Origin of the sequence: Streptomyces sp. CB02923, assembly GCF_001905005.1 — a bacterium.
Classification (GTDB): Bacteria; Actinomycetota; Actinomycetes; order Streptomycetales; family Streptomycetaceae; genus Streptomyces.
Map to the genome: position 1 here is coordinate 283,015 of NZ_LWKZ01000025.1, position 13,527 is coordinate 296,541.

Annotated in this window: 10 protein-coding genes and 1 tRNA gene; 8 read left to right on the forward strand and 3 right to left on the reverse strand. The window is 71.8% G+C overall.

Annotated features, from left to right (window positions below; all coding sequences use genetic code 11):
• Nucleotides 1-146 precede the first annotated feature (146 nt).
• Nucleotides 147-237, reverse strand: a tRNA-Ser gene (locus tag A6A06_RS29420).
• 422 nt (nucleotides 238-659) lie between these two features.
• Here A6A06_RS29420 and A6A06_RS29425 point away from each other — a divergent pair.
• The 3 genes from A6A06_RS29425 to A6A06_RS29435 all read left to right on the forward strand — a co-directional run bounded on the left by A6A06_RS29425 (nucleotide 660) and on the right by A6A06_RS29435 (nucleotide 6,662).
• The gene (locus A6A06_RS29425; RefSeq protein WP_073765140.1) at nucleotides 660-1,142 is read left to right on the forward strand and encodes an SSI family serine proteinase inhibitor; all 483 of its coding nucleotides are present in this window, start codon (nucleotides 660-662) and stop codon (nucleotides 1,140-1,142) included.
• Between the two features lie 196 nt (nucleotides 1,143-1,338).
• On the forward strand, nucleotides 1,339-5,901 hold the full coding sequence (locus A6A06_RS29430) for a PAS domain-containing protein (protein WP_079194437.1): 4,563 nt from the start codon (nucleotides 1,339-1,341) through the stop codon (nucleotides 5,899-5,901).
• Between the two features lie 128 nt (nucleotides 5,902-6,029).
• A complete protein-coding gene (locus tag A6A06_RS29435; RefSeq protein ID WP_073765142.1) occupies nucleotides 6,030-6,662 on the forward strand; it encodes a DUF6886 family protein in 633 nt (210 codons plus the stop codon).
• On the opposite strand, the gene A6A06_RS29440 is transcribed toward A6A06_RS29435, so the two are convergent.
• Nucleotides 6,646-8,298, reverse strand: coding sequence for a long-chain fatty acid--CoA ligase (locus A6A06_RS29440; RefSeq protein WP_073765937.1), 1,653 nt, complete (start codon nucleotides 8,296-8,298; stop codon nucleotides 6,646-6,648). The two genes, A6A06_RS29435 and A6A06_RS29440, sit on opposite strands and share 17 nt — an antisense overlap.
• Before the next feature lie 188 nt (nucleotides 8,299-8,486).
• Nucleotides 8,487-8,963: an ATP-binding protein gene (locus A6A06_RS29445; protein WP_073765144.1), complete on the reverse strand. Its 477-nt coding sequence runs from the start codon at nucleotides 8,961-8,963 to the stop codon at nucleotides 8,487-8,489.
• 240 nt (nucleotides 8,964-9,203) lie between these two features.
• Here A6A06_RS29445 and A6A06_RS29450 point away from each other — a divergent pair, with 240 nt between their 5' ends.
• The 5 genes from A6A06_RS29450 (at nucleotide 9,204) to tgmC (ending at nucleotide 13,083) form a co-directional block, all read left to right on the forward strand.
• The gene (locus A6A06_RS29450; RefSeq protein WP_073765146.1) at nucleotides 9,204-10,058 is read left to right on the forward strand and encodes a helix-turn-helix domain-containing protein; all 855 of its coding nucleotides are present in this window, start codon (nucleotides 9,204-9,206) and stop codon (nucleotides 10,056-10,058) included.
• A gap of 11 nt (nucleotides 10,059-10,069) precedes the next feature.
• On the forward strand, nucleotides 10,070-10,273 hold the full coding sequence (locus A6A06_RS29455) for a DUF397 domain-containing protein (RefSeq protein ID WP_073765148.1): 204 nt from the start codon (nucleotides 10,070-10,072) through the stop codon (nucleotides 10,271-10,273).
• A 344-nt stretch (nucleotides 10,274-10,617) separates the two neighbouring features.
• Nucleotides 10,618-10,920 (forward strand): putative ATP-grasp-modified RiPP, encoded by a 303-nt coding sequence (gene tgmA / locus A6A06_RS29460; protein WP_073765150.1) that lies wholly within the window; start codon nucleotides 10,618-10,620, stop codon nucleotides 10,918-10,920.
• Nucleotides 10,917-11,879 carry an ATP-grasp ribosomal peptide maturase gene (tgmB, locus tag A6A06_RS29465; RefSeq protein WP_073765152.1) on the forward strand — a complete coding sequence of 321 codons (963 nt, stop codon included), beginning with the start codon at nucleotides 10,917-10,919 and terminating at the stop codon, nucleotides 11,877-11,879. Before tgmA ends, tgmB begins: the two co-directional genes overlap by 4 nt.
• The gene (gene tgmC, locus A6A06_RS29470) at nucleotides 11,869-13,083 is read left to right on the forward strand and encodes an ATP-grasp peptide maturase system methyltransferase (protein WP_073765154.1); all 1,215 of its coding nucleotides are present in this window, start codon (nucleotides 11,869-11,871) and stop codon (nucleotides 13,081-13,083) included. Before tgmB ends, tgmC begins: the two co-directional genes overlap by 11 nt.
• The last annotated feature ends 444 nt before the right edge of the window (nucleotides 13,084-13,527 follow it).

The window sequence follows — 13,527 nt, forward strand, 5'->3', positions numbered from 1 at the left end:
GGGGTGTTCCGGCCAGGCGGGGCGGAGAGGGGGTGGGAGCGTCCCGTGCGGTGAAGCGGTGGAGCAGTGGGGTACGGGGGGGGGCTGCCCGGGGAGAAAAAGCGTTCAGGCCCCGGTCTGATGACCAGGGCCTGAACGAAACGGAGCGGAGGCGGAGGGATTTGAACCCTCGATGGGCTTTAAGACCCAAACCGCATTAGCAGTGCGGCGCCATAGACCGGACTAGGCGACGCCTCCACACACCCCGACCGCGCGAAAGCGCGATGTGGCGTGTCCAGATGATGGCACAGCTCGGCGGGCTGTCACCAATCGACCCCCACGGTACTCGGCAGACGGGCCGACCGGCAAAGGTCTTTACGGGGTGGTTCGGTGCGTTCGGTGCCGGTTCCGCACACCGGTTCCGCACGGCGGCACGGCCGCACAGCGGCACATCGGCACAGCGACCGGCACAGCGACCGGCACAGCAGTCGGCACAGCAGTCGGCACAGCGGTCGGCCGGCGCCCGTGGATCGAACAGGGTTCAAACATCGCGGCGGGCGGGGGGCCGCGCGCAACGTCGGGCCCGGCGGCGCGTTAGACGCTGCGGGGACGGGACGGGCCCCGGCAGGGACGCCCCGTACCGCCCCCGGCCCTGTCCCACGTACCTCCTGGAGTCCGCGATGCCGTTCCGCCGGCTGTCCCCCCTCGCCATGGCTGCCACCACCGCCACCGCCGCCCTCGCCCTGACGGTCCCGGTCGCCGCTTCCGCAGCTTCCGCCGCCCCCGCCGGGCCCCCGTCCGCCACGGCGCCCCTGCCGCTCCTCTCCCGCTCCTCGGATCACCTCACGATCACCGTCAGCGACTCCGGGAAGGCCGCCACGAACGGCACGTACGAGCTGTACTGCCACCCGGCACGCGGCACCCACACCGACGCGCGCGGCGCCTGCGACAAGCTGGACACGATGACGCGGTGGGGCAAGGACCCGTTCGCGGGCGTTCCCAAGAACAGCCGGTGCACGATGCAGTACGGCGGTCCCGCCACCGCGCGGGTCACCGGCACCTGGGCTGGCCGCCCGGTGAACGCCCAGTTCAAGCGCAGCGACGGATGTGAGATCGGCCGCTGGGACCGGTTCGTACCGGTGCTGCCCTCGGTCGCTTCGTGACGTAGAAGCGGGCCAGTTCAGGACGCGGGGCACATGTCGGGCGTGCGACGAGTCGCACAATCCCGTGGCATTACCTCCTCGTCATCCGTCTCCGCGTCCACATCAGGTGCCCGTAGACTCCCTTCCAGTGACCCGCCGCGGACGTGGCAGCGGGCTCGCTCGGCAAGGTGCGGTAACTCAGGGAGGAAGCGTCGTCGTGAGCAGCAGGCCATCCCGAGGCGCTGCTCGCCTCGCAGCCATACTCGACGCCCTGCCCGACGCGTTGCTGCTGGTGAACTGCAACGGCACGGTCGTCAACGCGAACACCATCGCACTGGAGACCTTCGAGGCGCCGGGCACCGCCCTGGTGGGCCGCGGTCTGCTCGACCTGCTGCCGTCCTTCGACTCCAAGCGCATCCCCGGCTCGATGCGGCGGCACAGCGAGCAGGAGCAGGGTCCGCGCACGAAGCCCACCCGGATGGTGGCCCGCCGTACCGACGGCAGCGAGCTGCTGGTCGAGGTGACCAGCGCGAACCTGGAGGACGGCCGTACCCCGTACGAGTCCGCCTTCGAGGCCGCGTACGCCGACCACCGCAACGGCTACACCGGCGACGAACTGCTGATGCTCGTCGTACGGGACCTCACCGGGACGCTCGACACCGAGACCGAGCTGGCCCGCCAGCAGCGGCAGACCGAGATGATCCTGCGCGCCGCGGCCGAGGGCGTCGTCGGCGTCGACTCCGACGGCAAGGTCGTCCTCGTCAACCCGTCCGCCGCGCAGATCCTCGGCTACCGGGCGAGCGAGCTGGGCGGCAAGGAGCTGCACCCGCTCATCCACCATTCGAGGGCGGACGGCACGCCGCTGCCCTGGGAGGAGACGCCGCTCGCCGACTCCCTGCGGTCCGGGCGCAAGCACCGGGTGCGGGGGCAGGCGCTGTGGGCCAAGGACGGGCGGTCGGTCCCGGTGGACCTGACGACCGCTCCGGTGCGCGACGGTGACCAGCTCGTCGGCGCGGTGATGACGTTCACCGACCGGCGTCCCTACGACGCGCTGGCGGCCCGCCACACGCAGCTCCTGGCCGTGCTGGACCAGTCGCTGCGCGGCCCGCTGGAGGAGCTGAAGGCGGAGCTGGGCACCCTGGCGTCCGACCCGGCCGGCCAGCTGTGGCCGGAGGCGAACCAGATCCTGCACCACCTCGCCGCCGGGTACGCGCGGATGACGACGCTGGTCGACAACGTGCTGAGCTACCAGCGGCTGGACGCGGGCGGCGAACGGCTCACGCGGGCCAAGGTCTCGCTCGACGGGGTCGTGGCGGCGGGCGTCGAGGGCGCGATCGAGCTGATCGGTCCGGGCCGCGCCCAGTTCGCGGTGCACGCACCGCCGATCAAGGCCGAGGTGGACGCGGCACGGATCGCGCAGGCCCTGTCCCACCTGATCGCGGACGTGGCGGGGGTGGACGCCACGGGCAAGACCCCGGGCAGCGGAACCGACGCCGCCGCCTCCGGGGACTCGACGATCGTGGTGGCCGCGGCGCAGCGCGGGGAGGTCGTACGGATCGAGGTGCGCGGCCCGTACGGCGGCGGCAACCCCGTCCACGCGCCCATCGTGCGCGGCATCGTGCGGCAGCACGGCGGTGTGCTGCAGACGCACGAGGTGCCGGGCGCGGGCGGCAGCGCGTATGTGCTGGAGGTGCCGGTGGCGGCCGGTGGCGCTCCGGTGTCCGGCGCCGCGGGCGCGGACCGGGCGCCCGAGGCGACGGGGAACGAGACGACGGTCATGCCGATGCCCGCGGAGCGGGCGCGGGGGATGCAGACATCGGGCGGGCAGGCACAGGGTGCGCAGGCACCCGGTGCGCAGGCAGCGGGCGCCCAGGTCCGGGGAGCGCAGGGGCAGGGACCGCAGGGGCAGCAAGGGCAGCTGGGACAGCAGGGGCAAGCCCCGGGCCAGGGTCCGAAGGCTCAGGGAGCCCAGAGGGCGCAGGGATCTCAGGGATCTCAGGGGGCTCAGGGGGCTCAGGGGGCCCAGAGGGCGCAGGGGGCTCAGGGGGCTCAGGGGGCTCAGGGGCAGGGTGCCCAGGTTCAAGGTGGTGAAGGAGGGCCGGGCGGTTCCGCAGGGCCGGGTGGTTCCGCAGGGCCGGGCGGTTCCGGAGGGGCTGCTGTCGGTCGTGGGGCTGCCGGAGGGCTGCGGCCGGTGAGTGGTCCTGGCGGGGGCAGTGGTCCCGCCGGGGTGGGTGGTTCCGGTGCGCCCGGTGGTTCCGGTGCGGGCGGTGGTGCGGCTCGTACGGACGGTGGTGCCGAGGGCACGCCGACCGGTCGGCGGCGGGCGCGGCACGGCGACGTGCCGGAGCAGCAGCCGGGCGGCGGCGCCGTGGCAGCCGGGAACGGCAGCGGCCAGGTGCCCCGGGCCCGCAGCGAAGCGGACGCGGCCGGGCCCCAGGGCCCGATGCGAGGCGTGAGCGGCGGCAGCGGCACGGGCGGCTCCGGCGTACGCGGTACGGGCGCGGGCGGTGACGGGCGTCCGGGCGCGGAGTCCGGGATGCCGCAGGGCATGGCCGGGGCCGAGGTCGTACCGCCGGGCGGCCGGCGCCGGCCCCTGCAGGACGGCCCGCAGAACGGCCCACAGGACGTCCCGGAGGGCGCCGCACGGGCCGCGCTCCCGGCCGTCGCGAGCGGGCCGCAGGGACAGGCCCAGGGGCAGGCTCAGGGCCAGGTGACGCCGTCCGGGCGCCGGGCGCGCAGGGCGCTGGCCGACACGGCCGAACGCCCCATTCCGAACCAGCCGCAGGCTCCCGCCCGTAACGCCCACTCGGCCTTCGCGCTGCCGCCCGCAGCCGCCGACCAGCTTCCGCAGTCCCCCCTGCCCGCGCTGCCGGTCCTGCCGGGGCAGGCTTCCGGGCACCCCGACGGCTCTCAGGGCGGTACGGGTACGGACGCGGGCGCGAGCAGCGGCACGGGCCGCCGCCGCGCGCGTCCGGGCACGGCGGACATGGCCGGTGATCCGGCCGGAGCGGTGCCCGGCCCGGGTGCGCCCGAGGGCGACTGGGGTCCGGAGCCGACCGGCCGGCGCCGTGCGCGCCGGGCCGCCGCCGAGGAGCGGGCCGCTGCCGCGATGGCCGATTCGGAGTCGACGGGGACGTTCGTCGCCGGTCCGGAGGGGCTGGTGGCGCACCCCACCGAGGACGGGCCGTCGGCCGCTCCCGAGACGGCTCCCGCAGCCGGGGACGCTCCGCCCGCGCCCACCGGGCGTCGGCGTGGTCGCCCCAGCCCGGTGGAGACCGAGCAGGGCGGCCAGGAGCCGCAGGAACAGAATCAGAGCCGCGGTCAAAACCAGAGCCAGAGCCAGGGCCAGAGCCAAGGTCAGAACCAGGGCCAAAACCCGGCCCAGCCAGGCGGACCGGGCCAGCCGACTCAGCCGGGCCAGCCCGGCGCATCGGTCCCGTCGCAGCCCCAGGGCGGTCGCCCCGGCCCCGCCGGTTCGTCCGCCACCGGCACCGGTGCCGATGGCTCCGCGGAGGGGCCCGGCGCGGCCGGGGCCCCCGTAACGGACCGGACCGCACCCCGCCAGCCCATGCCCTCGCCCGCGCCCATGCCCTCGCCCGCTTCCTCGGAGGCGGCGGAGGGTGACGACATGGCGGGCGGCCCCGCCGACGGTCACTCGCACGGGCGCGCGTTCAGTGTGCGTACGCTCGGGCAGGGCGTCCCGTTCTCACAGCAGCTCGCCGAGCAGCAGCGTCCCGGAGCCCCCGGAGGGGCCGGAGCACCTGCCGCGGGCTCGGGCCGTCGCCGCAAGCTGGCGCAGCCGCCGCAGGAGGAGGAGCGTACGGCCGCGTCGGACGCCGCTCCCGGTGAGGCCCGGCCGCACCCGCAGCCCGGCACCCACGCACCGGCTCAGGCCCAGCCGCAGCAGCAACAGCAACACCTGCTGGACTCCTCGGAGGGGCGTGCCTTCGCCGTCTCGGCGCCCGACGAGGGCAGTGAGGGCCCGGAGCCGCTGGACGGCCCGAACGGTGCTGTAGAAGTGACCGAGCGCCAGCCTCAGCCGATGGACGACGAGTTGCCGCCGGAGCCGCTGGACAACCCGCGCCGGCTGCTGGTCTGGCCCGCCCCGGACGTCTCCACCCAGCAGGCGCTGAGCGACCGCGGCTACCGTCCGGTCATCGTCAACTCCCGCGAGGAGGTGGACGCGCAGATCGCCGCGTACCCGGCGGCGCTGTTCGTCGACCCGCTGACCGGGCCGATCACCCGTACCGCCTTGCAGTCGCTGCGTACGGCGGCGGTGGCGGCCGAGGTGCCGGTCCTGGTGACGGCCGGACTCGGCCAGGCGACGCGGGAGGCCGCGTACGGCGCAGACCCGGCCGTACTCCTTAAGGCGCTCGCCCCGCGCGACAGTGAGCAGCACCCGCCGCGGGTCCTGCTGACCGAGGAGAACGACGCTGTAGCCGGAGCGCTGACCGCGTCGCTGGAGCGGCGTGGAATGCAGGTCGCGCGGGCGGCGACGGACGCGGACGCGGTGACCCTGGCGTCCCAGATGCGGCCGAACCTGGTGGTGATGGACCTGATGCAGGTGCGCCGCCGCCGGGCCGGGATCGTCGACTGGCTGCGCTCGAACGGGCTGCTCAACCGCACCCCGCTGGTCGTCTACACGTCGGCGGACCTCGACCCGGCCCAGCTGCCGGGGCTCGCGGCGGGCGAGACCGTCCTCTTCCTGGCGGAGCGCTCGACGAGCGCGGAGGTCCAGGCCCGGATCGTGGACCTGCTCGCCAAGATCGGTACGAACTGAGCGGTACCGGTACGGATTGAACGGTACCGGTACGGGCTGAGCGGGACCGGTACGGGCTGAGCAGGATCGGGGCGGGCGGCCGTGGAAAAGCCCGGCGGCCCACCGCCCCCCTGCGGTAGAAACGCCACATGCGCCCCCGCCCCGGTGAAGTCCTGCACTTTTCGGAGGACCCCACGATCGGCACGTTCGTGCCGCACGTCGCCGGGACCGCCCGGCAGCCGGAGGCGTACGTCTGGGCCGTCGACGGCGACCGGGCGCCGGACTACTGGTTCCCGCGCCAGTGCCCGCGGGCGATGGCGTGGTGTGTGCCGGGCACGTCCGTCGCGGACCGGGCGCGCGTCCTCGGGCCGGGCGGCGGCGAGCGGGTGCACGTGATCGAGTACGACTGGCTGGAGCGGCTGCGCACCGTCGAGCTGTACGCCTACCGGCTGCCCGCCGCCCCGTTCCGCCCGTTCGGCGGGCCGGCGCCGCACGCCGTCGTGGCGACCCGGCCGGTCGACCCGCTCGGGCCGCCGGAGCCGGTCGGCGACCTGCTCCGGCTCCACCGGGACGCCGGGATCCAGCTCCGCGTGCTCGACAACCTCTGGGGCTTCTGGAACGACGTGACCACCAGCACGCTGGGGTTCAGCGGGATCCGCCTGCGCGACGCGAAGCCGGACGAGGGCCCGCGGTCGCAGGCGACAGCGGGTACGGCCCTGGAGCCGTCCACGAGAACGGCCCCTCCCGTACGCGTACGCCGCCGTCTCACCCCACCCGGGTGACCGTCAGCTCCCCGTCCGCGTACTGCCTGCGCAGCACCTTCTTGTCGAACTTGCCGACGCTGGTCTTCGGTACGGCCGCCACCGCCGTCCACCGCTCCGGCAGCTGCCAGCGCGCCACCCGCTCGCCGAGGAAGGTCCGCAGCTCCTCGAAACCGGCGCTCGCGCCCTCCCGCAGCACCACGGCGGCCAGCGGGCGTTCGCCCCACTTGTCGTCCGGTACGGCCACCACCGCGGCCTCCGCGACCTCCGGGTGGGCCATCAGGTGGTTCTCCAGCTCGACCGAGGAGATCCACTCGCCGCCGGACTTGATGACGTCCTTGGCGCGGTCGGTCAGGGTCAGGTAGCCGTCCGGCGTGATCGTGCCGACGTCGCCGGTGCGCAGCCAGCCGTCGGGGCTGAACTTGTCCGCGGGGCGCAGGTCGGTGCCGTCCGCGCCGCCGTAGTAGGCGCCCGCGATCCACGGCCCGCGCACCTCCAGCTCGCCCGCCGACTCCCCGTCCCACGGGAGGCGTTCGCCGTCGGGGCCGGTCAGCCGTGCCTCGACCGAGGCGGGGAAGCGGCCCTGCGTCGCGCGGTAGGCCCACTCCTCCTCGCCGCTCGCCCCGGCCGGCGGGTGCGCGACCGAGCCGAGCGGCGAGGTCTCGGTCATGCCCCAGGCGTGTACGACGCGCAGCCCGTGCCGCTCCTCGAAGGCGCGCATCAGCGCCGGGGGGCACGCGGAGCCGCCGATGACGACGTTGCGCAGCGAGGTGACGTCCCGCTTCGTGGCGTCCAGTTCACCGAGCAGGCCCTGCCAGATGGTGGGCACGGCGGCGGCGATGGTCGGCCGTACCGTCTCGATCATCTCGGCGAGCGGCCCCGGCTGGAGGAACCGGTCGGGCATCAGCAGGGAGGCGCCCGCCATGAAGGAGGCGTGCGGCAGCCCCCAGGCGTTCACGTGGAACATGGGCACCACGGGCAGGGCGATGTCCTTGCCGCCCAGTGCGAACGCCTCGGCGTTGTTGACCTGCATCGAGTGCAGGTAGAGGGACCGGTGGCTGTAGGCCACGCCCTTCGGGTCGCCGGTCGTGCCGGAGGTGTAGCAGAGCGCGGCGGCCTGCCGTTCGTCCAGCTCCGGCCAGTCGAAGTGCTGCGCACGGCCGGCGATCAGCTCCTCGTACTCGTGGACGCGCGGCCGGACGCCTTCCAGCAGGGAACGGTCGCCCGCCCCCGCCACGACGACGTGCTCGACCCCCGGCAGGTGCGGCAGCAGCGGTGCCAGCAGCGGCAGGAGGGATCCGTTGACGAGGACGACGCGGTCGGCGGCGTGCTTGACGATCCAGATCAGCTGCTCGACGGGGAGGCGCAGGTTGAGCGTGTGGAGCACGGCGCCCATGGAGGGGATGGCGAGGTATGCCTCCAAATGCTCCGAGTTATTCCACATCAGAGTCGCCACCCGCTCGTCGCCCCGGACGCCCAGTTCGTCGTGGAGGGCGTGGGCGAGCTGCGCCGCGCGCAGCCCCACGTCGCGGAAGGTGCGGCGGTGCGGCTCGCCGTCACCGGTCCAGGTGATCACCTCGGCTTTTCCGTGGATCGTCGCGCCGTGCGTCAAGATCCTCGAAACGAGCAGGGGTACGTCTTGCATCGTGCTCTGCACCGGGAGCCTCCCCATAGGGTGCGCCTGTTACGCGCGGGTAAGTTCCTGGCGATTGTGCTGGTGTTCCTCGCGGTATGTCACTACCCGGCCCGTACGGATCCGGCCGTTCTCCGAGTGCCCGACGGCCCCGTCGCACCGCCGCTGAGCGGTACGAAGGGGGCGCCACATGTTCTCGGGGTACGGATCGATCAGGCCATCTTCGCCATGTCGGGCAGCGCGACTTCGGCCCTTCCTCCCCGGTCGAGCGCGAACCACACCCCCTTTCGACGCCGCGTGTCGATGTTGGGCCGGTAGACGCCCCACCGGGACGCCAGCGCTTCCACCAGGTGCAGGCCACGTCCCGACCCGTCGTCGAGCAGCGCGGGCAGGCTGAGGAGCCGGCTGCGCGGGGCGTCGTCCCACACGGCCACGCGTACGGAGGTGGGGTGCACGGTCACGTCGAGACGTACGACGGCCGTCTCGGTGTGCAGGTGTACGTTCGTGACCAGCTCGCTGACCAAGACGCGCATGTCGCAGACGAGTTCGGTATTGCCGGTCAGGATCATGAGGTCGGCCACGACGGCCCGGGCGATTCCCGGCGCGGTGGCACGGTTGAGCAGGTCGAACCGGAACGAGTCGCGTGCGACCGGGGGTGTGGGGGCTGCTTTCGGGGGTGCGAGAGCCATGACTACGTCTCCCAACGCGATGATGCGCGCTGCCCGCTGCCGCGGCCTGGCCACTCCCCAGGAGCGCACCCAACGGGCGCGCGAGTGACTGCACTTCGGCGATCCGACGTGCGGCGCGGTGACTCCACGACCGTAGGGCCAAAGATGCCCCGGGGCAATATTGGCCCCCAGAGGTTGGTGCAGCCCGTGGACCAGGTGCACGATTACGCGGGACACTGTGCGCGAGCCGAAAGAGGCGCCATGCCACCGAGGGACAACCCGACCGCGCGCCAGACGCGCCTTGGCACCGAGCTGCGAAAGATGCGTGATCTTGCGGGCAAGACAGCCCGCGAGGCTGCTGGTCTCATCTCGACAGACCAAGCGAAGATCAGCCACATCGAAGCGGGCAGGATCGGCATCAGCGAGGACCGCATCAAGCGGCTTGCCGTGCTCTACGCCTGCACCGACGCCGTACTCGTCGAAGCACTGTGCGCCATAGCGCGCGAGCATCGCGGCCAACACTGGTGGGACGAGTACCGCGGCATCCTGGCGCCTGCCTTCCTCGACATCGCCGAGCTGGAACACCACGCGTCCAGCCTCCGATGCTTGCAGCCGGTGACGATCCCTGGCGTCCTCCAAACCGAGACCTACGCACGCGCCCTATTCGCCGGCGTGCTCCCCAAGCTGCCGGCCGACGAGATCGACGCGCGCACTGAGCACCGGATGCGCCGCCAAGCGATCTTCAACCGTGAGACCCCGCCGCCGCTGCAAACCATCGTGCACGAGGCTGCACTGCGTATGCGCATCGGCGGACGGAAGGTGGCCAAGGAGCAGTTGGAACGCCTCCTCGAAGTGTCCCACCGGCCAGAGATCACCCTGCGCGTGATCCCGTTCAGCAGCGACGATTTCGTCGAAGTCACTCAGACTGTGCTGTACGCCGACGGCCCTGTTCCGCCGTTGGGCACTATCCACCTCGACACACCTTTCGGCGGCCGATACTTGGATGCCACCGCCGATCTGGATCGTTACCGCCTGCTGCTCGATTCGGCCGAGCGCACGTCTCTCAGCCCGGACGATTCGCGCAGCTTCATCCACCACATCGCAAGAGAACTGTGAGAACACCAAGAATGGATCACTCGAAGTTGACGTGGCAGAAGTCTTCTTTCTCTGGGGGCGGGGGTGAGCAGTGTGTGGAGATCGCCGAGATCGCTGAGTCGATCTTCTTCCGAGAGAGTGACGACCCGAACGTTGTGGCGACTCTAAGTCGGGGCAATTTTGGCGCTCTCATCCGCCGTGTCAAGGTGGGCAATCTGGATCACCACACCCGCTAAATCCCAAGAACGGCCAGGTAGAAAGCTCCTCGCCTGCTGCCGGGGAGCGTTTGTCATGGTGAACAAGCAATTCTGCCCCGGAGCAGGGTTGTCCGACTGGAGTGATGGCGCTACGTTCGCCGTGCGTCGCCGTTCCGAGACCGCATCCGCAATGCACGGACCGGTACGTGCCTCTCGCTGCCGCATGGCATGAGGAAACCCGTGAAGACCCCTGCCCTTTTTCCCTAGCAGGGTGGGGGAGGGGCTCCACACTTCGGGAAAGGGAACACCCTGCGGGCTGCCCTCTATGCCGCCGCGCGCCCCTGCCGCACAGCCCTATCCGTCTTCGAATGGAAAGGCTCGCGATGTTCAGTTACGCCGACCGGTTCCCCACCGGAACACCGCTCCCACAAGGACACCCGACCCCGGCCCCCTGGGCTCTACGCCGTATCGCCCCGTACCCCCCGTTCGACGGGCCCCAGTACGCACGCGTCGAACTGGACGCCACCACGCAGACCGCCCGCTACCTCGACGCCGCCGGCACGGTCGTCATGGCGCCGGGCCACGGCACGTCATCCGGCACCAACCCGCCCACCGGCACGACCGGCCAGGGCGACCGCAGCGACGACGCGCCCGACAGCGACACGGGGAACGACACCGACCAGTGACGGCCCCCCACCCGGTCGCGATCGTCACCAACCTTGACGACCCGACCGCCGATCTGGTGATTGCCGAACTGCACGACCGGGGCACCCCGCTCGTGCGGTTCGACTCCGGTGACTTCCCCGCCACCCTCACATGCTCCGCCTTCATCGGAGGCGACGCGGAGCAGTGGCGCGGAAGCGTGCAGACCCCGACCCGCACCGCCGAACTGGGCTCCATCCGGTCCCTGTACTACCGGCGCCCCTCCGGGTTCTCCTTCCCCCACCTCGGCCCCCAGGACGCCCGTTTTACCGCCGCCCAAGCCCGCTACGGCCTCGGTGGCGTCCTCGCCTCGCTCCCCGACTGCCTGTACGTCAACCATCCCCACCGCATCGGCGACGCCGAGTACAAGCCCGCCGGCCTCGCCGCGGCAGCAGCGTGCGGTTTCACCGTCCCGCCCACGCTGATCACCAACCGGCCCGACGACGCCCGCACCTTCATCAAGCAGCACGGGCCCGCCATCTTCAAACCCATCTCCGTACCGCTCTACCGCATCGACGGCAAGGCGCAGACCGTGCCCGTCGAGCCGGTCAAGGCCGACGAGATCGACGACTCCCTCGCCGGCACCATGCACCTCTTCCAAACACAGGTGGACAAGGCCGCAGACGCCCGCGTGACCGTGATCGGGAACCGTACATTCGCGGTACGCATCGACTCCGGACTACTCGACTGGCGCACCGACTACAGCACCCACACCTACACCCCCGTCATTCCGCCGCCGGACGTAGGGCGCGCGATCTTCGCCTACCTTCGGCATTTCGGGCTCGTCTTCGGCGCATTCGACTTCGCCCTCGCCCCCTCCGGCGAGTGGACGTTCATCGAATGCAACCCTTCCGGCCAATGGGCGTGGCTGGAACCCCCCACGGGCCTACCCATGACCGCCGCCCTCGCTGACCTCCTAGAACGAGGCACCCATGGCACCTGACGTCGCCACCATCGCAACCAAGCTGCGGCACCAGCTCACAGCCCAACTCGTCGGCGACGGCCGGCTGCACAGCTCGGCATGGCGCGCCGCCCTCGAAGCAGTCCCCCGTCACGAGTTCGTACTGTGCTTCTACCGCGAAACCGACGCCCCCGGCCTGACCACGTGGGCCCCCGTCACGGCCGATCTCGTCGGTGTCGAGGAATGGCTGCGGCAGGCCTACTCCGACAACACCCTCGTCACGCAATTCGACGGCCAAGAAATCGACTGGTCCGACCCGAAACCCATCATCGGCGCCCACCCGACGTCATCCTCGACACTGCCGACCCTCGTCGTGCACATGCTGGAAGAACTCCAGCTTTCTGACGGCATGACCGTGATGGAGATCGGCACCGGCACCGGCTACTCGGCCGCACTCATGTGCCACCGCCTCAGCCCCGACCGGGTCACTTCCATCGAGACCGACCCCGACGTTGCCGCCCGCGCCCGCGACACGCTCAACCGCTGCGGATACGCCCCGCGCCTCATCATCGGCGACGGCCTTGCAGGAGACCCCGGGGGTGCCCCCTACGACCGTACGATCGCCACCTGCGGCGTTCGCCACGTCCCCTACAGGTGGGTTCAGCAGACCCGCCCCGGTGGGCTCATCCTCACCACCCTCCGCGGCTGGATGCGCTCGCTCGGCCTGGTCCGCCTCACCATCGACCGCGACGGCCGCGCCGAGGGCCGGTTCATCGACAGCGGCCCCAGTTTCATGATCGCCAGGCAGCAGGACGCCCCCGCAAGCCTCGGCATGATCCCCTCACCAGACGACGGCGCATCGCGCAGCACCCCCTTCGGGCCCGACGTGCTGACCGCGGCCTACTACGGATTCGTGGCACAGCTCGCCATGCCCGGCGCCCGCTTCTTCTCCATGCCGGCCGACGACGGCACGCCGTGCACGTACGTGCTGGACGGTACGAACGAGTCCTTCGCCGTCCTCACACCCAAGGGCGATGATGCGTGGGCCGTCCGCCAAGGCGGGCCGGTCGCCCTGTGGGACGTGCTTGAAAACTCGCTCGACACTTGGCGTACGGCCGGCTCCCCGAAGCCAACAGAGTTCGGTGTCACTGTCACGGAAGAGAGCCAGCGGGTCTGGCTCGGCGCGCCGCACGGGCCGAGCTGGCGTCTGCCGACCCCGGCCGAGGCCGCGGGCGGCTCTGCATAGCGCGGGCAGGCTGAGGAGCCGGCTGCGCGGGGCGTCGTCCCACACGGCCACGCGTACGGAGGTGGGGTGCACGGTCACGTCGAGACGCACGACGGCCATGTCGGTGTGCAGGTGTACGTTCGTGACCAGCTCACTGACCAAGACGCGCATGTCGCAGACGAGTTCGGTATTGCCGGTCAGGATCATGAGGTCGGCCACGACGGCCCGGGCAATTCCCGGCGCGGCGGCACGGTTGAACAGGTCAAACCGGAACGAGTCGCGTGCGACGGGGGGTGTGGGGGCTGCTTTCGGGGGTGCGAGAGTCATGACTACGTCTCCCAACGCGATGGTGCACGCTGCCCGCTGCCGTGGCCTGGCCACTCCCCAGGTGCGCTCCCAATGGGCGCGCGAGTGACTGCACTTCGGCGATCCGACGTGCGGCGCGGTGACTCCACGACCGTAGGG

Bases quoted from the DNA above. Each gene is read 5' to 3' on its own strand.
- A6A06_RS29425 (WP_073765140.1), top strand. From the start codon at position 660: ATGCCGTTCCGCCGGCTGTCCCCCCTCGCCATGGCTGCCACCACCGCC.
- A6A06_RS29435 (WP_073765142.1), top strand. From the start codon at position 6,030: ATGCGCCCCCGCCCCGGTGAAGTCCTGCACTTTTCGGAGGACCCCACG.
- A6A06_RS29445 (WP_073765144.1), bottom strand. From the start codon at position 8,963: ATGGCTCTCGCACCCCCGAAAGCAGCCCCCACACCCCCGGTCGCACGC.
- A6A06_RS29450 (WP_073765146.1), top strand. From the start codon at position 9,204: ATGCCACCGAGGGACAACCCGACCGCGCGCCAGACGCGCCTTGGCACC.
- A6A06_RS29455 (WP_073765148.1), top strand. From the start codon at position 10,070: ATGGATCACTCGAAGTTGACGTGGCAGAAGTCTTCTTTCTCTGGGGGC.
- tgmA (WP_073765150.1), top strand. From the start codon at position 10,618: ATGTTCAGTTACGCCGACCGGTTCCCCACCGGAACACCGCTCCCACAA.
- tgmC (WP_073765154.1), top strand. From the start codon at position 11,869: ATGGCACCTGACGTCGCCACCATCGCAACCAAGCTGCGGCACCAGCTC.